This window comes from Methylobacterium sp. Leaf111 (assembly GCF_001423285.1).
Taxonomy (GTDB): domain Bacteria; phylum Pseudomonadota; class Alphaproteobacteria; order Rhizobiales; family Beijerinckiaceae; genus Methylobacterium.
In genome coordinates this window covers 131,550-151,255 of record NZ_LMNE01000073.1, presented here as the reverse complement: position 1 = coordinate 151,255, position 19,706 = coordinate 131,550, and the positions used below count along the sequence as shown (strand labels likewise).

The 19,706-nt window shown below is 64.8% G+C and carries 15 protein-coding genes, 2 tRNA genes and 2 pseudogenes; 8 read left to right on the top strand and 11 right to left on the bottom strand.

Annotated features, from left to right (window positions below; genetic code table 11):
- Positions 1 to 583: 583 nt before the first annotated feature.
- Complete coding sequence (locus tag ASF41_RS25375; protein WP_156649608.1) at positions 584 to 1,126, top strand: hypothetical protein; 543 nt, start codon at positions 584 to 586, stop codon at positions 1,124 to 1,126.
- Positions 1,127 to 1,506: 380 nt separating this feature from the next.
- Here ASF41_RS25375 and ASF41_RS22180 read toward each other — a convergent pair whose 3' ends face one another.
- On the bottom strand, positions 1,507 to 2,064 hold the full coding sequence (locus tag ASF41_RS22180; protein ID WP_056497168.1) for a metallophosphoesterase: 558 nt from the start codon (positions 2,062 to 2,064) through the stop codon (positions 1,507 to 1,509).
- 275 nt (positions 2,065 to 2,339) lie between these two features.
- On the opposite strand from ASF41_RS22180, the pseudogene ASF41_RS22175 reads away from it, so the two are divergent.
- Together ASF41_RS22175 and ASF41_RS22170 are read left to right on the top strand one after the other, a co-directional pair.
- Positions 2,340 to 3,074: pseudogene (locus tag ASF41_RS22175) on the top strand (IS5 family transposase).
- 253 nt (positions 3,075 to 3,327) lie between these two features.
- Entirely contained in the window at positions 3,328 to 6,000 is a 2,673-nt protein-coding gene (locus tag ASF41_RS22170; RefSeq protein ID WP_056497162.1) for an MHYT domain-containing protein, read from the top strand.
- Between the two features lie 252 nt (positions 6,001 to 6,252).
- Here ASF41_RS22170 and ASF41_RS26740 read toward each other — a convergent pair.
- Positions 6,253 to 6,495 (bottom strand): annotated as a pseudogene (locus tag ASF41_RS26740) (substrate-binding domain-containing protein); the annotation flags it as partial.
- A gap of 449 nt (positions 6,496 to 6,944) precedes the next feature.
- Here ASF41_RS26740 and ASF41_RS22165 point away from each other — a divergent pair.
- The 3 genes from ASF41_RS22165 to ASF41_RS22150 all read left to right on the top strand — a co-directional run bounded on the left by ASF41_RS22165 (position 6,945) and on the right by ASF41_RS22150 (position 11,001).
- Positions 6,945 to 8,102, top strand: coding sequence for a Gfo/Idh/MocA family protein (locus ASF41_RS22165; RefSeq protein WP_056497159.1), 1,158 nt, complete (start codon positions 6,945 to 6,947; stop codon positions 8,100 to 8,102).
- A 193-nt stretch (positions 8,103 to 8,295) separates the two neighbouring features.
- Complete coding sequence (locus ASF41_RS22160; RefSeq protein WP_056497358.1) at positions 8,296 to 9,495, top strand: MFS transporter; 1,200 nt, start codon at positions 8,296 to 8,298, stop codon at positions 9,493 to 9,495.
- Positions 9,496 to 10,104: 609 nt separating this feature from the next.
- The gene (locus ASF41_RS22150; RefSeq protein WP_056349391.1) at positions 10,105 to 11,001 is read left to right on the top strand and encodes a 3'-5' exonuclease; all 897 of its coding nucleotides are present in this window, start codon (positions 10,105 to 10,107) and stop codon (positions 10,999 to 11,001) included.
- 21 nt (positions 11,002 to 11,022) lie between these two features.
- Here the strand turns inward: ASF41_RS22150 and ASF41_RS22145 are convergent, their stop codons facing one another.
- The gene (locus ASF41_RS22145) at positions 11,023 to 12,027 is read right to left on the bottom strand and encodes an SDR family oxidoreductase (RefSeq protein ID WP_056497156.1); all 1,005 of its coding nucleotides are present in this window, start codon (positions 12,025 to 12,027) and stop codon (positions 11,023 to 11,025) included.
- Positions 12,028 to 12,159: 132 nt separating this feature from the next.
- Positions 12,160 to 13,008: a transporter gene (locus tag ASF41_RS22140; RefSeq protein ID WP_056497153.1), complete on the bottom strand. Its 849-nt coding sequence runs from the start codon at positions 13,006 to 13,008 to the stop codon at positions 12,160 to 12,162.
- Positions 13,009 to 13,298: 290 nt separating this feature from the next.
- Between ASF41_RS22140 and ASF41_RS25365 the strand changes: the two genes are divergently transcribed.
- Entirely contained in the window at positions 13,299 to 13,517 is a 219-nt protein-coding gene (locus ASF41_RS25365) for a hypothetical protein (protein WP_156653441.1), read from the top strand.
- A gap of 108 nt (positions 13,518 to 13,625) precedes the next feature.
- Here ASF41_RS25365 and ASF41_RS22135 read toward each other — a convergent pair whose 3' ends face one another.
- The 4 genes from ASF41_RS22135 to ASF41_RS22120 all read right to left on the bottom strand — a co-directional run bounded on the left by ASF41_RS22135 (position 13,626) and on the right by ASF41_RS22120 (position 15,345).
- A complete protein-coding gene (locus ASF41_RS22135) occupies positions 13,626 to 13,994 on the bottom strand; it encodes a DUF4440 domain-containing protein (RefSeq protein WP_056497355.1) in 369 nt (122 codons plus the stop codon).
- A gap of 292 nt (positions 13,995 to 14,286) precedes the next feature.
- Positions 14,287 to 14,362: transfer RNA gene (locus ASF41_RS22130), tRNA-Phe, on the bottom strand.
- Positions 14,363 to 14,482: 120 nt separating this feature from the next.
- Complete coding sequence (locus ASF41_RS22125; protein ID WP_056497151.1) at positions 14,483 to 14,707, bottom strand: DNA gyrase inhibitor YacG; 225 nt, start codon at positions 14,705 to 14,707, stop codon at positions 14,483 to 14,485.
- The gene (locus ASF41_RS22120) at positions 14,704 to 15,345 is read right to left on the bottom strand and encodes a Maf-like protein (protein ID WP_056217958.1); all 642 of its coding nucleotides are present in this window, start codon (positions 15,343 to 15,345) and stop codon (positions 14,704 to 14,706) included. The genes ASF41_RS22125 and ASF41_RS22120 overlap by 4 nt, the downstream gene beginning before the upstream one ends.
- 262 nt (positions 15,346 to 15,607) lie before the next feature.
- Between ASF41_RS22120 and ASF41_RS22115 the strand changes: the two genes are divergently transcribed.
- Positions 15,608 to 15,681 (top strand) — tRNA-Gly (locus ASF41_RS22115).
- A gap of 580 nt (positions 15,682 to 16,261) precedes the next feature.
- On the opposite strand, the gene ASF41_RS22110 is transcribed toward ASF41_RS22115, so the two are convergent.
- From ASF41_RS22110 to ASF41_RS22100, 3 genes are all read right to left on the bottom strand, one after another.
- Positions 16,262 to 17,560: a hypothetical protein gene (locus ASF41_RS22110; RefSeq protein ID WP_056497148.1), complete on the bottom strand. Its 1,299-nt coding sequence runs from the start codon at positions 17,558 to 17,560 to the stop codon at positions 16,262 to 16,264.
- A 461-nt stretch (positions 17,561 to 18,021) separates the two neighbouring features.
- A complete protein-coding gene (locus ASF41_RS22105) occupies positions 18,022 to 18,717 on the bottom strand; it encodes a hypothetical protein (RefSeq protein WP_056497145.1) in 696 nt (231 codons plus the stop codon).
- A 210-nt stretch (positions 18,718 to 18,927) separates the two neighbouring features.
- The gene (locus tag ASF41_RS22100) at positions 18,928 to 19,617 is read right to left on the bottom strand and encodes a DNA-binding protein (protein WP_056497141.1); all 690 of its coding nucleotides are present in this window, start codon (positions 19,615 to 19,617) and stop codon (positions 18,928 to 18,930) included.
- Positions 19,618 to 19,706 lie beyond the last annotated feature (89 nt).

Genomic DNA, 19,706 nt, shown 5'->3' with positions numbered 1-19,706 from the left:
CCGCAGCCGTCGTGATAAAACTTGAGCTTATCACCGATGGTTTTTTACGATTTTCACGCGCAGCAACTTCAAAGATGCAGACGCTTTGATCGGGACGCAGATGCCAAATTATGCGATGGTCGATAGGCGGTCGGAGCGGCCAACGCTGCAGTCGCGCGGTGCGCGTATCCTCATCGAGCTTGCCAATCCTGCGAGTTGTGCCCTCGTTGACCGCTCGTTGGGTGGAACACGATCTCGGGTCGTTGGCGTTCTGGGAATCCCCGATCGTTTCGTCTTGCAAATTCGATCCGTGAAACTTCGGGTACGGGTGGCTTGGCGCAACCCTGCCGAACTCCGCGTTGCGTTCGAGGGAGATTAATTCCCACACGGTCACGAAGTCAGTCCATCATCTGGCCTCGTCGCATCCGGCGGTCCCACCCGCGACATCTCCGGCTCGCCATTTCAGCGGAGTTGGGGATAGCCGTCAGACAGGTTCCGTTTGGCGATCTGCGGACGCTTCGGTCGCAACCAGTCCGAAACTTCCGCGACGGCATGCTGATACCGGCAAGATCGATCCAGGGTGAGCGATCCATGTGCGAGGGACATGGCACAAACGTTCAGACGCCGCCTGTTCCTCGAACGGGTTTCCTGCCGGACATCTGCACAACCTCTCGCGCTTGAGGCCGAATTCACGCGGGACAACGTGGATATCGCCTGTCAGGCTCTGTCCTTGAAGCTCGTCTCGCTCGTGGAAGTGGATGATGAGAGCAACTACGCATTTCGGATCACGCGCCCCGGGCTTCTCCTGCTTGCCGGGCAGATCGAGGACGCGGCGGCGCTGATCGATCGGGGGCTAGGCATCAGGCGGCTTCCGATCCCAGCGCCTTGGGGCTTGATCGGCAACAAGCTCCGCCCCGGCGGCCCGGGAATGTCCCTGAAAGGAAGTGGACCTCGTGCCTACGCGACGCAGCTGATCCTGGCGGTCGCCTCCGGCCATGCGATCGTTCAGGGGGATGTCGTTCGCGGCAACGCGAATGCTCCACGTCCTGGCGCGTTCACCGAAGCGCCGCGCCAATCGGAGCGACTCGGAACGTCGTTGCCTTTTAGAGACTGGGGCCGAACCAAGGATCGGGATCACCCAGTGTGATCCGGGCTTGGCCGCTGCTGCCGCACGCGGTGTTCGCGCACCGGATAGGTGCCGGCCGGCGCCTCGACACTCCGTCTTGATCACCCAAGCGTCATCGAAAGGCTTGCCTGGATGTGCAAGCGGCATGTCCGATGTACGTTCAGGCCGATCAGGATTCCGCGTTAAGGAACTGCGTATTACGAATTTTCATATTGCGCTGGTCTGGAGCTCTGCCTGATTATCACCGCACTGCCGTGACCAACCCCAGCGGATGGAGGGCGCATTTCGGGGGTGAAGGATCGAGGTCACGCCACGTAGGAGATGCGAGCGCAGAATCCGCAGCGCCGCGGAAAGTCGGCGAACGCCGAGCCATCTCGGGGGCGTCGGATCGTCGGAAAGGCTCAGCGTAGGCCGCGCACCGCCATTTCCTCGGGAGCCTGCAGCGCCGCGTCCAGACGCGCGATGAGCGTTGTCAGGTCGACTGGGCGGTAATCGCAGGCATCAGCGCCGACATCACAGGAACGGGTCGTATCCGGCAGGCAGGCATGCGTATGTCCATACAGGTGCCGGGTCTCCCGCCAGAAGCCCGGCCAGGACCGGTGCGGGTAATGCGAGAGAAAGAGCCGCAAAGCGAAGCCTTTGGAATTCTCTACGGTGATACGGGCGCTTTCCACCGGTGGCTCGCTCCAGGGCAGTTCGAGCACCCGGTTCGTATCATGATTGCCTCGCACCAAGCGCTTGATGCCATTCAGGCGAGCAAAGACAGCGGCACAATGCGCGCGGCTGGCATCAGCGGCGAAGTCACCGAGGTGCCAGACCTCGTCGGCCACTCCGACGACCGTATTCCAGCGGGCGATCAGGGCCTCGTCGTGGGCCTCCACGGACCCGAAAATCTGACGTTGACGCTGAACCAGAGATGCGTCACCGAAATGCGTGTCGGCCGTGAAGTAGGTTGTCATGCATCCTGAGGAATAGTTGCGCTTTAAAGAGGAATGAAAGAGGCGGCGCTCTGCCACGCAACGAGATTGTGCGAACTCTTTGGCGTTCAAGCTGGCGCAATGTCGCTTGTATCGAGACGACAATCTTCACGGGGTTGGCCGTTCAGCGCGCTGCCACGCGCAGGAACTCTGGCTCGTTGGCATCAATTCCCCCGACGCAGCCCTACTCAGAGCCTGTTTGAGCCCCTCCGCCGGCCGCCCCCATCTGTCTGATCTTGCAAACGGGATTGGACGAGGTGGCCCGTTTCTTGATTCGAGCCGATCCGCCGGGCCGTCCAGAAGCGACAGCGGCGCGTCAATTGCTAACGGGGATCGCATGGCACCTGCGAACGGGCGGAGGATGGCGGACGTTGCCGGCCGGCTTTCCGCCCTGGCGCACGGTCTACGGCTGGTTCCGGCGCTGGATCGAGAAGGGACTGTTCGAGAGCCTGATGCCGGCTCTGGCGCGCCGTCAGCGGCGGTGTTGCGGACGTCGGCCCGATCCACGGCTGGCGATCATCGACACGCAGACAGTCAAGTGCATCGGGGTACGCGGGCCGCGCGGCTACGATGGCGCCAAGAAGCTGGTCGGGCGCAAACGCGTGGCCCTGGTGGATGCCGAAGGGCATGTCCTGGCGCTGGCCGTCGTGCCGGCCAACGTGCAGGATCGCGACACCCTGCCGGCGCTGGGTGCGGACAAGCAGGCGTGGCCCAGCCTGCGTCCGGCTCTCCTTGACGGTGCCTTCATAGGCCGAGCGCTGCAAAAATGGTGCAACCTTCGAGGCATGCGCCATCGCGTGGTCTAAACGCAGCCGGACCAGAAGGGCTTCGTCGTGCTGGAGCGGCGCTGGGTCGTAGAAAGGACCTTCGGCTGGCTCAGTCACTGGGGCGGCCGACACCGTGAGCGCGCTGGTCGCCTCGACGTCGCAAAGGGTCGCCTCGCCTGCGTCGCTAGCCTCATGGCCGCCAACGCCCTCAAGAATCCCGCCTGAAATCATGATCTCAAACAGGCTCTGAGGCGGACGCGCGTCCCGTCTCCGCCGGGATCAGCGGACTTGGCCGGGCCGGACCGCTGGAACGAACGTGGGTTGTCTCCCATGCCGGCAGGCGCCGCACGGCTTCGTGAAGCCGTGAGTGAGCTGGGTATGGTCTACAGACAGCGCCTGTTGCCTCCCTGATGGCCGCGTCGTCCTCAGGGTCACCGGGTCCTCGGACGGAGGCGGCCAGCACCGTACGGGCAATTCCATGATTCATACCGGCTACGACCCCGCCCTTGTGGCGCTCTCGATCGCCATCGCGGTCTTCGCTTCTTACACGGCGCTCGACCTCGCCGCGCGGATCCGCGGCGCGACGGCCGGCCTGCGCTGGGTCTGGGTCGGCGCCGCCTCCCTCGCGATGGGGGGCGGGATCTGGGCGATGCACTTCGTCGGCATGCTCGCCTTCGAGATGGGCGCTCCCGCCACCTATGATCTAAGCATCACGGCCCTGTCGCTGCTCGTTGCCGTGACCGCCACAGCGGCGGCCTTCGGCTGGGTCGCGATCCGAGGAACTTCGCTCCAGTCGCTCCTCGTCGCTGGGCCTCTGATGGGCCTCGGCGTTGCCGCAATGCACTATGCCGGCATGTCAGCGATGCGGGTCCCGGGCAACACGGTCTACGATCCGGCCATGGTGGCCGCCTCGGTCGCCATCGCGGTCTTAGCGGCGACCGCCGCTCTATGGCTCGCCTTCCGCCGCAACCGCCTCTGGCAGAAGCTGATCGCCGCCTGCATCATGGGGCTCGCCGTGGCCGGCATGCACTACACCGGCATGGCAGCGGCCAGTTTCACCTTTACGGCGGGCGGCGCCCCCGCGGCGCAGCGGGCGATGCCGGCGGCCGGCCCGCAGAACCTCGCCCTGGCCGTAGCGGGCGTGACTTTCGTTATCCTGTTTCTCGCAATGATGGCGGGCTCCCTCGAACAGGGACGGGTTCAACGACGCCTGCACGTCAGTGAGGCGCGGTTCCGCTCCGCCGTCAGGGCGGTCCACGGCGTCATGTGGAATACCAACGCGGCGGGCGAATTCGTGGAGGAGCAGCCCGGCTGGGAGCAGATCACCGGGCAACCATTCGCGGAATATCGTGGCGGCGGGTGGACGCGCGTCTTGCACCCCAACGACGCGGAGAATGCCCGCCTCGTCTGGGAATTGGCGGTCCGAACAGGCACGCCCTACGTCGTCGATCAGCGCGTGCGTCACCCGGACGGCGGCTGGCGCCATTACGCGGTGCGCGCCGTGCCGGTACACGACCTCGACGGTGCGATCCGGGAATGGGTTGGCGTCCATGTGGACGTCACCGAGCGGCATGCCTACGAAGCGGCGCTGCGGGAGGCGCGCGACGCCGCTGAGGAAGCGAGCCGCGCGAAGAGCCGCTTCCTCGCCAACATGAGCCACGAACTGCGAACCCCGCTCTCGGCAGTCATCGGCTATGCCGAGATGCTCGAGGAGGAGGCGGAAGACCTCAGGCAAGACAGCTTTCTTGCTGATCTCGGCAAGATCCGCACGAATGCTCAACACCTGCTCGGTCTGATCAACGACGTGCTCGACCTATCGAAGGTCGAGGCCGAAAAGATGGACGTGTATGCCGAGGACATCATCGTTGAGGCGTTCGCGCGTGACGCCGCCGCGACCGTCGAGGCACTGGTGGCCAAGAAGGGCAACCGCCTCGTTGTCGACCTCGCATCGGACCTCGGCGATGCGCGCACCGACGCGGTGAAGCTGCGCCAGTGCTTGTTCAATCTGATCGGCAACGCCGGCAAGTTCACCGAGGAGGGGACCGTCACCCTCCGCGTCCGGCGCCACACAACGGCGACGGAAGATTGGCTGAGCTTTGCCGTCGCCGATACCGGCATTGGCATGTCGCCCGAGCAGGTGGCGGGGCTGTTCCAGCGCTTCGCCCAGGCGGACGAGACGACAACGCGCAAGTACGGTGGAACCGGCCTTGGCTTGGCCTTGACCAAGGCGTTCGCCGGCCTAATGGGCGGGGATGTCGTGTTGGAGAGTGCCGAGGGGCGAGGGACGACCTTCACCCTGACCGTGCCGGCCGTTCTCCCCGCCGTCGCGGTTTCTGACATTTCTGAGCCCGATGAGCGGTCCGAGCACGGGGCCGGGGGCAACCGGGGCCTCGTGCTCGTCGTCGACGATGAGGCGAGCCAGCGGGACCTCATGGCGCGCTTCCTGGTCCGGCAGGGGTTCTCGGTGCGAACGGCCGGCGACGGCCGGGCCGGCCTCGACTTGGCTCGCACCCTGTCGCCCCGGGTCATCCTGCTCGACGTGATGATGCCGGAGGTCGACGGCTGGACCGTCCTGGCAACCCTGAAGGCCGATGCGGCGACCCGCGAGATACCGGTGGTGATGGTCAGCTTCGTGTCCGATGCGGCGCTTAGCGCCTCGCTGGGAGCAGCCGATGCGCTGCCCAAACCGGTCGATTGGGGACGCCTGAAAGCGGTACTTAGCCGGCTCGGCCCTGTGGGCGGCGGGGTGCTGGTGGTGGACGACGATGCGGGAATGCGCGAGCGCCTGCGCCATGTGCTGGAGCGCGACGGCTGGTCGGTGCGTGAAGCCGGCGACGGGGTCGAGGCCCTGGCGCAGGTTCACGAGACGCGCCCCGCCGTGATCCTACTCGACCTCACCATGCCGGTCATGGACGGCTTCTCGTTCCTCCTACGGCTGCGTGCTCTCACCGACTGCGGCGACATCCCGGTGGTGGTGCTGAGCGCCCGGGACATCTCTCCGGCCGAGCGTAACGAACTCACCGGCGTCGATCGCGTCGTACGGAAGGGGGATGCCAGCCTGCAGGAGTTGGCCGCCGAAATCGCACGGCTCGGACAGCCTGCGGAGATGTCGCCCGTCGAAACCTTGGGAGGCAGCCGGCAGAGCGGTTGACCAGCAAGAAGGCAGCGTCCACCCGGTCAACTGCGCGCGCTGGCGCGGGACGAGGTCCGGCATCAACAGAACTTCGGGCGGACCGCCATCCTCCGCCTCGACCCGCGCGAAGGCCTGGGCACGACACGATCGAGGCCCACGTCGACCGTGGTCAGGCGATAGGGAGGCCGGGCTGACCCCGCGATGTGGTCGTAACCGGTGCCCAGCACGCCCTCTGGACAGCGTAGACAGAATTTCGACCCTCAACGCGTCGATGGTGCTCATCGCCGCCAGATCGTTCTGGCAGAACAGGCCATCCGGCCCGATGCCGAAGGCATAGAGTGCCCTCACCGCCGCGGACCCGCCGCCGTGGTGGTGGTCTCCCTGCGCCCGGGCGCAGTCCGTGATGCCGAGTTCAGCGAGGCCTTGTCGGAAGGCGGCCTCACGGCGCTCCTGGGCAAGCGTTCCCAGCCAGCCCGCGATGTAGCCGAAGCGACAGGCGCCCTGCTCGTACAGATGCTGCGAGATCGTGTCGCTGGCCCCATGGTCGTTCGGCCATCACAGTGCGGACCCAGCGATTGGTGACCGAGGCGTTCATCGATCACGATTGGGAACGCCGAAGCGCGTCACGGCTTCGGGGGGTATTCACCGAAAGCGCACCGAGCATGGCGTCAACCTGATTATCCGACAGCAGGTCCACGGCCGAGGCGAGCACCCCCTCCATCCTCGACTAAGACGAGCATGACCCACTGTCCCTCCGTTGGCGGACGCGTCCTGAGCATCTGTCGAACGCCCCTAACGGCACCTGCACGGAGCGCAAGGCATCCCTGCGGGTCTGGCTGCATCGCTATGCAACATCTGCTGCAGCGCACAGTTGACGGGAAACGCCTTTCGAAACCGCGGCGAGGCCCCCGGCCGTGATCGCGACTCCTGACATGCTTCCCCTTTCGCACCCGGAGATTCGCATGAGCCTCGCATCTGCCCTCGGCCTCACCTCGGTTCGAAAGGTTCGCTACGCTTTCGTCGCCCTCGGCGACATCACCCAGGAGGCGATGCTGCCGGGTGTGGCACACACTGGAAACTCCGAACTGGTGGCTTTCGTCACCGGGGATCCGGAAAAGGCGCGGGGTGTCGGCAAGCAGTACGGCGTCACAAATTCCTATGGCTACGAGCAATTTGGCGAACTCGTCGACTCGGGCAAAATCGACGCGCTCTATATCGCCACCCCGAACTGGCGCCACGCGGAGTTCGCGATCCCCGCCCTGAAAGCCGGCATCCATGTCTTGGTGGAAAAGCCCCTGGAAATCTCGACAGCGAAGTGCCGCGAGATCCTCGACGTCGCGAAGGGCTCGCCGGCGAAGCTGATGGTGGCCTACCGGCTGCATTTCGAGCCCGCAACCCTCGCGACCATCGACCTGATCCGCTCTGGCAAGCTCGGCGACCTGCTAACCTTCGCCTCGACCTTCACCCAGATGGTCTCGCCTGAGAACCACCGGGCTCGCAGTGGCATTGAGGCCGGACCCATCTTCGACATGGGTCCTTACCCAGTGAACGCCGCCCGCTACGTTTTCGGGTCGGAGCCGACCGAAGTGGTCTCCGCCGTCGGCGTACGCCACCCTGAGGCAGGTCTCGGCGATTTCGACGACACGGTCGCCGTGACCTTACGCTTCCCGGGCAACCGCTTGGCGCAGTTCGTCCTATCCTATGTGGGCAATACGCTCGACACCTACACGGTGGTGGGTACGAAGGGGAGCGTCGAGGTAAACCCCGGCTACATGTACGGCAAGTCTCTCGAACGCACCGTTACCATCGGTGGAAGTAAGACCCACGAGAGTTTTAAGAACACAGACCATTTCGGTGGTGAACTGCGCTACTTCTCCGACTGCATCCTGAACGACCGCCACCCCGAATGCGACGGCGAGGAGGGCTATGCCGACGTGCGGGTCCTGGAAGGCATCGCCAAGGCGCTGAGGACCGGCGAATCCGTCCACCTCGATCCGTTCGACCGGAGCAGGCGGATCGACACCGACGCCCAGCGCCAGACGCTCCGCGCCAAGGCATCGCCCGAACTCGTCAACACGTCGAACCCTGGCAAAGGGAAGGAGAAGGTGCCGAAGAACTGATCGCAGCTCGTTCTCGCCCCCCCGTACCGGACCCTAGAACCATGATCGCATCTACGAGGCCCGAGTGGGCCCCGATTCAAGGCCGGACCGGCACGCCCGGCCTCGACGCGGCGCTGACCGGCGGAAGCCAGCGATGAGCGTCGTCGACCTCCGACAGACAACTCCTCTGGAAGCCGCGGCCGCGGCGGATCGCATGCCCGGCCTGCCGGCGCCTGCGTCGCATCCGAACCTTATTCTCGTCGCGCTGGCGACCGGGGGCTTCGCGATCGGCACCACCGAATTCGCCGCCATGAGCCTACTGCCCGCCTTCGCCCCCGATCTTGGGATCGATGCCGCCACGGCGGGCCATATCATCAGCGCCTACGCCCTTGGCGTCGTGGTGGGCGCTCCCATCATCGCCGTGCTGGCGGCTCGCGTCGCACGGCGGACCCTCCTCGTCACCTTGATGGTTCTGTTCGCTCTCGGTAACGGATTGTCGGCGCTAGCTCCGAGCTACTCTTGGATGCTGGCCTTCCGTTTCCTCGCCGGACTGCCGCACGGCGCCTATTTCGGGGTGGCAGCCCTGGTCGCCGCCTCGCTTGTCCCGCGCGAGCGGCGCTCGCAGGCGGTTTCGCGGGTCATCGCGGGCCTGACCATCGCGACGGTGGTTGGGGTGCCGCTGGCCAACGGCATCGGCCAACTCGTCGGCTGGCGCTGGAGCTTCGGTCTGGTGACCCTCCTCGCCACGGTGACCGCGATCCTGGTTCGGATTCACGCCCCTCTCGGCGCACCGGCCCGGGGGGCCAGCGCCCTGCAGGAGCTTGGGGCTCTGCGGCGCGGTCAGGTCTGGCTGACCCTCGCCACCGGTGCCATCGGCTTCGGCGGGCTGTTCTCCGTCTACACCTATCTGGCTTCGACGATGCTGGAGGTCACCCACGCATCGCCGAGCGCCATCCCGCCGGTGCTTGCCCTGTTCGGCCTGGGCCTCACCCTCGGGAATCTCGTCTGTGCCTGGGCGGCCGATCGAGCGCTGATGCTCTCGGCCGGCGCGACCCTGGTCTGGAGCGCCTGCGCACTCGCTCTCTATCCCTACGCCACCGGGAGCCTCTGGACTCTCGGGCCGGTCGTCTTTCTCATCGGCTGCGGTGGCGGACTCGCCACGATCCTGCAGACCCGCCTGATGGATGTCGCCGAGGATGCACAGACGCTTGCGGCCGCTCTGAACCACTCCGCCTTCAACGTCGCCAACGCTCTCGGACCCTGGCTTGCAGGGTTCGCGCTCACGGCGGGGTTCGGCCTCCCCTCCACCGGCTGGGTTGGCGTCGCCCTGGCCTTGGGCGGTCTGGAGATCTGGGCGGCGTCGTTCCTCATGGAGCAACGCGTCGAACACCGGCTTGCCATCGACAGGCCGTGAAAGCAGCGAAGCCTGCGTTCCTTGCGGGATCGCGACGTCGCGGCGGTCGGCCCCGTGTGCGAGCCCGTATTACGCTGGTTCTCCACGGGTTCGGGGCGACGGCGAGCGACGGGACATGATAGCAGACGCTGCCTTTCGACATGCAGTATGAGGGACCGGACGATGGTGGGAGGCGAGGACGATCTGCTGAGATTTCTCGATCGCGACGCGGCGGATGCAGTCTTCCGCGAGCATGTTGCCAGAGCGACGGAGGCAGCACCGTTGGCCGATGAAAAGGTTTCCACGGCGTCACCTGCGGTTTCCTTGATGATCACCAATCGTCAGAGAGCCGAGCTCCGGGCCCTTGGGTTTTCGGAGGATACCATTCGGTGCATGACGCCGGCCGAAGCGCATGAGCACCTTGGGCTCGACAAGCCCGGAGGCTAGCGGACCGAATCCACGGCATACCGATGCTCGACGGCGGGACGACCCTGCGCCGCAGCACTGGCAGTCTTCTGGGGATACTGAGCCGACACGGACTACCAGACCGCGCCGATCGGCGCATAAGCTCCGCCCCGGATCGCCCCGGTACGAGTTCGCGCGATCGGAGACCTGCTGGACCTGGACAACGTGGCACCGACGCACGCCCTCGACGTGATCGCAGACGCCCTTGAGACGACGGGCGCGTACCGCGTCCTCCGGCAGCTCAGGCCCTTCGCGGATGCCGACGAGCGGCCGACTGAACCGACCTTCGTCGGCCTGATCGTCGACACGGAAACCACCGGGATTGATCACACCCACGACACGGTGATCGAACTCGGCATGATCAAGTTCGAGTACGGCGCGAGCGGGCGGGTCTATCGCGTACTCGACACGCTCAATCAACTCCACGACCCCGGTCGGCCCATCCCGCCCGAGATCACCCGCCTGACCGGAATCGGTGACGCCGATGTGGCTGGGCAGTGCATCGACGACGAGGCTGTGAAGGCGATGGCGGCCGACGCTGCCGTGGTGATCGCCCACAACGCCAGCTTCGACCGCCAGATGTGCGAGACCCGCTGGCCAGTCTTCGCCGAGAAGAACTGGGCCTGCTCCTGCCATCAGGTACCCTGGCGCGCGGAGGGCCACGAGGGGCTGAAGCTCGGCTACCTGCTCATCGATCACGGGTACTTCCACAAGGGCCACCGCGCCATCGACGATTGTCACGCGCTGCTGGCACTCCTCGCGGCGCCTCTGAAGGCCTCTGGGCGTTTGGCTCTCGCCTGCCTGCTCGAGACCGCGCGCAAGCCGACGGTGCGCGTCTGGGCCACGGGCTCTCCCATCGCCACGAAAGACGTCCTGAAGGGACGAAGCTACCGCTGGAGCGGGCGGCGACGCTGCTGGTACATCGACATTGAGGAGGAGCGTCTCGACCTCGAGCGCGCCTTTCTCTGCCAAGAGATCTTCCAGCGCGAGGTCCACGACTTCGTGGCGGACCGGATCACCGCCCGGGATCGATTCTCCGTCCGAACCAATCCGGAAATCTGAGTCAGTCTGAGGTCGGCCGCCTCACAACGGACGCTTGGCACGCCGCCCGAGAACCAGGGCTGTCACCGTCGCGAGACCGGCGGCGATCGACAGGGTGGTCAGTGGATGGAGTGTGGCGCGCGTGTAGGCGCTGGTGCGCATCACGTAAATCGGCGGGTCGCCACGCTCTGCGCCGGCCTGAACCGGGGCGTGCAGGGCACCGGTCGGGTTCCGGGGCGTCTCGGAACGCTTCTGCAGGGCAATGATGGCGGGCGCGAGTTCGTCGTAGGCGCCGGGCACGAACTCCTTGCCCATGACGAACATCTTGCCGGCCCCGCCCACGAAGATGTCCCGCTGCGGATGTACGGCCGCGTGGAGGATGGCGTTGGCGACCTCGGACGGCGGATAGATTGGCGGGGGCAGCGTCGGCTCCCGGTCCATGTAATTGCGCGCCCGGTTCGGCAAGGGCGTGTCGATGGAGGTAGGCTTGACCAGGGTGACCGAGACTGGCGCGCCCTCGGCGATCAACTCCATGCGTAGAGTGTCGGTGAATCCCTTCACGGCATGCTTGGAGGTTGCGTAGAGGCCCTGGAACGGGAAGGCGAGGTCAGAGGCGACGCTTCCGACATTGATCAGGGCTCCGCCGTGCCGGCGCAGGTGCTCAACCGCGACGAGGGAGCCGTTCACCGTACCCCAGAGATTGGTTTGAATCAGGCGCTCATGATCAGCGTAGTCGATCGCGCTCAATGGGCCGTAAACGGTCAGCCCGGCAACGTTGACCCAGGTGTCGAAACCACCAAAGCTCGCCCGCGCCTCGTCGGCGATCGCCTGCACGTCGTCGCGCCGACCGACATCCGCCGTCACGGCGACGGCGTGACCGCCCTCGGCCTCGATCTCGCTGACCACGCGCGCGAGGACATCGGTGCTGCGGGCCGCCAACACGACTCGGGCGCCCCGCTGGGCGGCCATTCGCGCGGTCGTCAATCCGATGCCGCTAGAGGCCCCGGTGATGATAATAACCTGATCCCGCAGGGCCTTGTGTCTCATGCACCCGCCTCCTCATCAAACCCAGCGATCCGCCGGCTGAGGAACATACGCACGAAGCAGCCGGCTGTTGCGCGAAGGAGGCCAGCTTGCGTGCATTTCGCGCAGGCCAGCGTAGCCTGCGCTGGGCTCGTCCTAGAACTTGCGCAGGATGGGACGTGATCCCTCCGGCAGGTCCTTGTCTTGGTAAATCGACACCGTGGCGCGCAGCCACCCACGGGTCTCGAGGCCTGCATAGTTGCGCTGAACGATGTCGCGCGTGACGTAGGCCTGAAGGTTCACGGGGCCGAAATTGTAGCCGACGAGCGCGCCCACCGCGACTTGGCCCTGACGTGCGTAGCTCGGATCGTGCGTCGGGAGATCGGTCGATCCGAAAGCGACCGGCCCGACCTCCCACCGGTCGAAATGTTTCGTGGCCGTGAGGTCGAGATTGAGGAAGTCCGGGTAAAAGGTCCCGCTGGACGAGCGCGTGTCGAAGAAGGTGCCATAGAGGAAGTTACCCGTCAGATTCCAGCCGTCGCCGTTGTAGGTGATGGCGAAGCGCTGATGCAGGACCGGGTTCTGGATGACGATCTCCGTGTCGCTCGGGAGATAAGCGCCGAGGAGGTAGCTGAAGTTCACGTCGTGCCCGAGCTTCCAGGCCACCTGCGCGGCCAGCAGCGTCTGGCCGAACCCGCTCTGGTAGGCAGCCCCCCGGGTGCTCGACGCCACGATCGGTTGCAGGACGACGAATTGCAGTCGTCCTCCGACGACCTCCGCCGGGGTCGCCCAGATGAACGACGGCAGGTTGATGTTCGAGTCGGTGGAGCGTGGAGCGAGATCGCGCGAGCCAAAACTCGACGTGTTGATGAAATAGAGGCCCACCGGCAACGGCGCACCCGGCGGTTGCCCCACCGTCTGCCCCGGCTGTGCCGCCGAACCGGCCCTCGCGGAAGGGCTGCCCAACGCGAGGGCCAGGAGGACGGCAATCGGCGCGCCCTGCATTGTCCGGCGAAACCCAGCTGTCTTCATGTCCATGGTCCAAACCAGCCTGTTATCGGCTGGGGTTCATGACATGCCAATCGCGAGGATGGTGTCCTCCTATACGCGCGGCGCACAGTTGCAGTGGTGCCGTCGCCGTCGCGCAACACCCGCCGCCGTCGCCCGACAGCGACCATCGCCGCGGCGTCCATGGCTCACCTCATCGGGGCCGAAATTGCGCCGCGCTCACGGTGGACGGAACCCGATCCTCGGCGGTCTCTTCCCCGTATGGGGCACGAACCTGAGAGGGAAGCATGACTTCGGACAAGGTAGAAACGGATACCCGCGCCATCCCGCCCAGGGCCAAGTCGTTCGTCGAACCGCGGACCAGCAACGATGCCGCCGAGGCCGGCCCGACCTCACCCGGCAGTGTCGAGCCGTCCCGTAATCGGGGGCCGGAGACGGGCGGTTACGACGACCACTCGCCCAACCGGCACCCGACGAATAAGGAAGGCGGGTATGGCGCCGGCTGAAGGCGGTCAACGGGGCATCGTACATCGGCAGGATGCCCCGTGCAGCCTCATTGCATCCGGTCCAACGACCCGCCCTAAGCAGAGGCGTCGGGCCGTTGTATGTGACGGTCAGTCGTCAACTGCGGGAATGGCGAGGGGCGGCGTCTGCTGGTGTTGGACGACCTGCCAGACTTCATGGGAGATCCGGCGATAGGTCGACGTGCAATTGGCTTCGTACGACTCGTCGTCGCGCGATGCCTTCGCATGATAGGCGATGATGATGAGACCCTCCTGGGGACGCGAGATCTGGCCTTTCGTGATCTCAATGCCCGACCAGCGTGGGGTCGCGGCAACCGCCTCGATCGCTTGTGCGCCGCTGAGCACGAAGGGCGGCGTCGGCAACACCATGAGACACTCGTCGTCGACCAGTTCGCGGTAATGGTTCGCGTCGCCAGTCCATAAGCTCTTCTCGAACGACCAAACGCGATCATCGTCCATGGCAGTCTCCTCCAACTTCAACAGAGTCGAAGGATGACGCCCCTTGTGCGCGGTTCGTTCCCTCCTCCGACGCGGCGGAACCTGCGTCGGAGGAGCCACGGGCCGGGTCGAAAGCACAGGGAGCCATGATGGCGGCGCATTGTGACCGACGGTCAGTCCGAGGCGACGCAGTCTCTATACGGCTCGCGCAGCAGACTCGACCGGCCTGACAGAGCCACTCAGACCCAGCCATCCACCGCAGTGCGATGGTTGATACCGAAAGACGGAGCGTCCGTTAGAACTCGGGAATCAATGGTGCCCAGGGACGGAATCGAACCGCCGACACTGCGATTTTCAGTCGCATGCTCTACCAACTGAGCTACCTGGGCCTCAGCCGGTTCGCGTAAGCGGCACCGGCTGGAGCGGGGGTATAGGGGGTGGATTGCAGCCTGTCCAGCCTCGATTGGAAGAGATTTTGACGGGCGCTTTTCGCGCCGGAGCGACGATCTTCAGGCGGTCTGATCCGGGCGCGGCTCGACGCCATCGGCGTCCTCGTCCTCATCCTCTGCGGTGGGGATGGCGTAGCGGTCAGTAAGCCAACGGCCGAGGTCGATATCGGCACAGCGGGCGGAGCAGAACGGAACGTAGGCAGGCTCGGACGCCTTCTTGCAGATCGGACACAGGTCGAGCTGCGTGGGTCCAGAGCGTCTGCGGCCAGGGTTCGGATCGCTCATGCGGGACCTCCCCAGGCACTGCGGACTGGAAAGCCCTCCCCATCCAGGAGACTGACTGTTTCGTAGAGCGGCAACCCGACCACCGCGCTGTACGATCCCACGAGCTTGACCACGAAGGCCCCGGCCAGACCCTGAATAGCGTAGCCTCCGGCCTTGCCGCGCCACTCGTTGGAAGCGAGGTAAGCCTCGATGTCGCGGGAGGACAGTCGCTTGAAGCGCACCCGGGTCTCGACCACCCGCTCACGCCGGACATCTTGGGGCGTGAGGAGGCAGACGGCCGTGTAGACCCGGTGCTGGCGCCCGGAGAGCAGCCGCAGGCAATCGGCCGCCTCACCCGGCAGCTCGGCCTTGGGGAGCACCCGACGCCCCACTGCCACGACCGTATCCGCCGCAACGAGGAAGGCCTCGCGCATGTCATCCCGCCGCCGCGCTGCAGCCCCGGCGGCCGCGAGTTTTTCGCGCGCAAGGCGTCGGGCGAGCTCGCGCGGCGTCTCCGATTTGCGTGGCGTCTCATCGATATCGGATGCCAGTAGGGCATCGGGGTCGATGCCGACCTGCTGCAGGAGTGCGAGGCGCCGGGGTGAGGCCGACGCTAGAATAAGTCGGGCGTTCCGGCTCGGGCCTGGAGTTTCGTCGATCGTCGTCACGTGCTGGCCGTCATGCGCAGGGTTGGCATCCTGTATGGGGGACGTATGGAGAACGTTCGGCCGATGCTACGCCGCGACGGGCGCGCGGGCGGCCAAGCCGGGAAGGTAGTCGGAACCTAGCGGAAACCCCTAGCCTTGTGAACGTACGCCTGGGTGTCCCTGGCGCCGCCGACCCGTGGACAACGGATGTAGGTCTGATATGGTCTCGCTCGTGGCCCTGGCGGCTACCGTCGCGGCCTCCCCTCCGCGTCGTGCGGGCGTAGTTCAGTGGTAGAACGTCAGCTTCCCAAGCTGAATATGCGGGTTCGATTCCCGCCGCCCGCTCCACTATCTTTGATCCCTTTTTCCCGAGTTTTATCAGCTAGTTAGGCGGGTTCCTTCGCCTCAAAAATTGGCTGTGCAAAATATTGGGATACAACGGGGATACAACGTTCGGATTTTTTCGAGGAAGCCTCCGGTCGTCATTTCGCTGCCGCTTCGGGATCCCGATTCCCGGGTCCAGGCATTTTGCGAGCGCAAATGATCGCCGGGTCCAGCTGCACGACGGTGTCGCGTTCCGCCGGGCTTACGTACTCGGTTACGCCGTTGCCTTTGTACGCCAAGCCCTGTCCACGTCTGGGCCACTCCTAACGATGCCATCGGGTCGTTCCCCTACCGGCAAGGAGACGTCCTTGGGCATGTCGCCACAATCACTGTTCCGCAGCAGCTTGGCCACCGGAAGCACCAATGCGGCATGATGGCCAACAAGGAGGGTTGTGCGGACAGGGCGGCGCACCTCGGGTTTTCTACTGCCAGTGCCTCCATCCGGCTTATCGGCCTTGCTCGGTGCAGCGGGCACGAGTTTATTAAAGTAATATAGATTTATAATGCTCGGCCAAAGTCACATATCTGAATATAGATACGTTATCTAAGACTCCTCCCCATCCGAAATAAAGGCGCTATGATTTTCTCTATCATACCGTTTCTTCTCTTGGTCATGCCACGCACGACGGAACGAGGCGATCAGCTCCTCACCGAGCTCAACTGACCATACGGCAAATTCGTAGGTTAGAAGCCGATCGACCCAGGGGCGCGGCGGCTCGCGCTGGAATACCTTGTTCTTGAACAGTCCAAGTATTTTGTGATCAGAATTCACCGCTGGGACAATCTGCTCTTTATTCCTTTCATCGAAGTGCACAATGGCATTGCGAAGTTCTACAAAATTGCGAAAATCTTTCATACGAGCGTCTGTAATGCAGTTTGCTCCAAGCATGACCTTGCATAAAATATTCCACTTTACAATTGGAGACCGATCCTTTTTACTTTCATTCCGTGACTTGGCGAGAAATAGTTCATTTAGGTGTGCAATCTTATCTTTGTTCCTCGAATTTCTGATAAAATATGTAACGGAATTCATGAATGCCTCAAGTGCGCATTCGACTTGTAGTACCGTCGAGGAAGGCCCTTCCGTGCCGGCGCGATCCTTTTCGGATACGGCAAGCATGGTTCTTGCCGCCCGCATCGCCCTGCCGTGCCAATTGGGGAACGTGGTTACGGTGTAGCGCCCATCCTTGACGCGGATGGCAACCCAGTCCGAGCATTCCCCAGCCGGCCCGGGCGGCTTCATGACGAGGTCCAAGCCCGAGCTGGCCTGGGGCCACCAAGGGCTATGCCGTGTCGGCGAGCCGTCTCCGGTCGCGATGCGCACCTGGAACTCGGCTGGAACCCCGTCTTCGGCTACCCGGCATTCAATGCAGGCATCGGCGTCGCGGCATTCGCACCTCGCCTTGCCCTTTCGCGGGCGGGCGGGGCAGATCCGACCGATTTTCTCGAACAGGCTCGCGACTTCCTCGAACGCGTTCCGGTCGTTCGACTGGGCCGCGATGGCGGCGGCCTCCGTAACCGCATCGGTTGCCGGGACAACCTGATGGGTCGTGACGTAGACCGACGCCGCCAGCAGGCACGCTTCCATCCGCTCCTGCGGGGTCGCCCAATGCTTCGAGACGAACATCAGCTTGCGTATGTAGGCGACGACGAGCTTCGCCTCGCCCTGCGCCAGATAGTATTTCGTCAGCGCATGGTAGTTTTCGATGCACAGCGACCAGGCACCCGCCTCACGGCGCATGTCGGCAGCGAGCAAATGCAGGGTCGCCGCCATCCGCGCATCAGCCTCAACCTCGTTGTCGGCAAGTCGCTTCGCCCGCTCGCTGATAACGCACGCGCGCACGAGGCTTTCCTCGTGATCCGGACTTGAAGGCTCCCCGGTGGGTGGAGGGGTGATAGGCATGAGATGGAAGGCGGCGAGCCAACGATCGGTTTCCGTGCCCCGAGGATCGGCATGCCACGGAATGTCCCCGGGCTTTAGCGACACGCGGGGCTTCGGGGACGCCCTCACGTCCGTTCTCGTACCAACCATTACGCAGCGCCCGCCATGTCGAAAGCAGGTGACACGATACGGAGGCGTCCGGTTACGAAAGCTTGACGTCGCCCGATCGAAGGCTCCTAAGGCGGCGACTCCCAAGCATGAGGGTTAAGCGACCCCACACTTTTCGGGCACGGCTGCCGGGGCGCCCGACGCTTCGCCATTTCCCCTCGATGCGGCAGCAAGGTTGCCGCATCGACCAGCCGACACGTTGGCACGCACCTTCGCCTACCTTCATGGAACGAGGCCCCGGCAGGGGGCTTGGCCTAGCGCCGGAAGATCCATGGATTTTCGGCGTACGTCATCGGTACGTCCTCCATGTGCGGGGCAATTTCACCCTCGGCGAGAGCAACCGAGCCCTCTTCGCCAGCCGAATCGAAGATCGTCGCTGTTTTCGCTTCCGGGGACGCCGCCCCCACCCTGCATCCCAGATGGGTCGCGATCTTCGCGAGATGCTTTTCGAACCTGGCCTCCTTATCCCGAGGGCCGATGAGGATCTCCTTCACGCCTCGGTCCCTCCTCAGCGTCAGCTTGGCCCAGCCGGCCTCCCGAATGGCCTTTTGCGCGGCCCTATCCGGCCCGACCCAGCCGTACCCATCCCGGATCGAACGTCGCTCGTAACCCTCGCCGACCTCGATCACCGGCTCGCCCGGAGCTGCCGTTCGTCCCTCCTCGGCTGCCTTGATGAGGTCCGCGATGGCCTTGAGGTGCGCAACCAGGATGTGGTTCGTGTCGGGGACCATCACATGGGCGCTGAACCCGGTGCAGCCTCCATCCGCCAAGACGCGACCATCCCTGTGAAGCCATCCGCTGCCGCTCGCCGCAAGTGCGGCCAGCACGGATGCATCCGTTACGGGGCCCAGCGCCGGTCGCATCGGGCCACGCTGACGGGGAGCGAACGGCGTGTATCGCGTATCGGTCGCCTCCCCGTTCGGTTCGTCATTATCGGTCATCTCGCTCATGGGACGAATCCTCGGTCCTGGATCGATCGTCCGAGGCTCCCATTCGACCAAGCAAACGACCAGCGAGGGCGTCCCTCGTGTAAGGGCAGGACCAATTCAGGGGCGCCGTAACGCGCTGCAGCCCCCCGCACAGATGCGCGACTGCCCCGGTCGCGGCGCAAGGAGAAGCTCGCGGCTCCCCGCACCGGCATCACAGGCAGTAACGTCAGCTCAAGATGATCCTGCGTGTCTCCGCATGGTCCCGGGATGCTTGCCGCGCTGGAACGCGCCGCCCGCGGCCACGGTGAAATACCACCCGTGACCGACCCGCACCTTCATTTTCTCGCGAAGTTTCGCCACCGTAAGGGCGTCGTGCTGCAGGGCCGCCGCGCGGACTGTCCACGGCCTCAGGCCTGGCAGGATCGCCTCGGCCGTCATCGCGCCCTCGGGCGGGAGGAGCTCGAAAACCTCCCGCATCACCGCGTCCCAGAATTCCTCCGCCCGCACCCGCTCCAGCCGTTTCTCCACCTTGGCCAGCCGCGCGCGCAAAGCCTCCTTCTCCGCCTCGGCCGCGTCCAGCCGGTCTAGCGCCTCGACGAGGACCTCCTCGCCGGCACGCAACTCGGCGGCCATGTTCGCGCGATCCCGATCAAGGATCCGCGCCGCCTCGACCTGCGCCGCCTCCCAGAACCTGACGGCGGCCTTTCCAAGCTCGTCCTGGAGCGGGACGGGCAACGGCTTCGCCCTTAGCTTCGGCTGATAGTCTCGCTTCACCTTCCAATCCCGCAGGATCGGACCGATCTCGCGGTTCGAGCCGCCCTTCCGCAAATGCGGGATCACGTTCCGCAGCGAGACCCTGGTCCCCTGTGCGTGGAGACGGTCGGCAACCACGAAGAATTCCTTCGACCGGGCGTCGTCCATCGATCACTCCAAAAACGACGGACAGTTGCGCCATCATGGTTAAAAAAGCGTGGATTCCGTGGTAGCGATAACCAGTCGCGCTACCGCTA

What these genes read in the sequence shown, in the direction of transcription:
- ASF41_RS25365 (WP_156653441.1), top strand. Translation starts at nt 13,299, where the DNA reads ATGACTTCGGACAAGGTAGAAACGGATACCCGCGCCATCCCGCCCAGG.
- ASF41_RS25375 (WP_156649608.1), top strand. Translation starts at nt 584, where the DNA reads ATGGCACAAACGTTCAGACGCCGCCTGTTCCTCGAACGGGTTTCCTGC.
- ASF41_RS22170 (WP_056497162.1), top strand. Translation starts at nt 3,328, where the DNA reads ATGATTCATACCGGCTACGACCCCGCCCTTGTGGCGCTCTCGATCGCC.
- ASF41_RS22160 (WP_056497358.1), top strand. Translation starts at nt 8,296, where the DNA reads ATGCCCGGCCTGCCGGCGCCTGCGTCGCATCCGAACCTTATTCTCGTC.
- ASF41_RS22125 (WP_056497151.1), bottom strand. Translation starts at nt 14,707, where the DNA reads ATGAGCGATCCGAACCCTGGCCGCAGACGCTCTGGACCCACGCAGCTC.
- ASF41_RS22135 (WP_056497355.1), bottom strand. Translation starts at nt 13,994, where the DNA reads ATGGACGATGATCGCGTTTGGTCGTTCGAGAAGAGCTTATGGACTGGC.
- ASF41_RS22105 (WP_056497145.1), bottom strand. Translation starts at nt 18,717, where the DNA reads ATGAGCGAGATGACCGATAATGACGAACCGAACGGGGAGGCGACCGAT.
- ASF41_RS22100 (WP_056497141.1), bottom strand. Translation starts at nt 19,617, where the DNA reads ATGGACGACGCCCGGTCGAAGGAATTCTTCGTGGTTGCCGACCGTCTC.
- ASF41_RS22140 (WP_056497153.1), bottom strand. Translation starts at nt 13,008, where the DNA reads ATGCAGGGCGCGCCGATTGCCGTCCTCCTGGCCCTCGCGTTGGGCAGC.
- ASF41_RS22165 (WP_056497159.1), top strand. Translation starts at nt 6,945, where the DNA reads ATGAGCCTCGCATCTGCCCTCGGCCTCACCTCGGTTCGAAAGGTTCGC.
- ASF41_RS22145 (WP_056497156.1), bottom strand. Translation starts at nt 12,027, where the DNA reads ATGAGACACAAGGCCCTGCGGGATCAGGTTATTATCATCACCGGGGCC.
- ASF41_RS22180 (WP_056497168.1), bottom strand. Translation starts at nt 2,064, where the DNA reads ATGACAACCTACTTCACGGCCGACACGCATTTCGGTGACGCATCTCTG.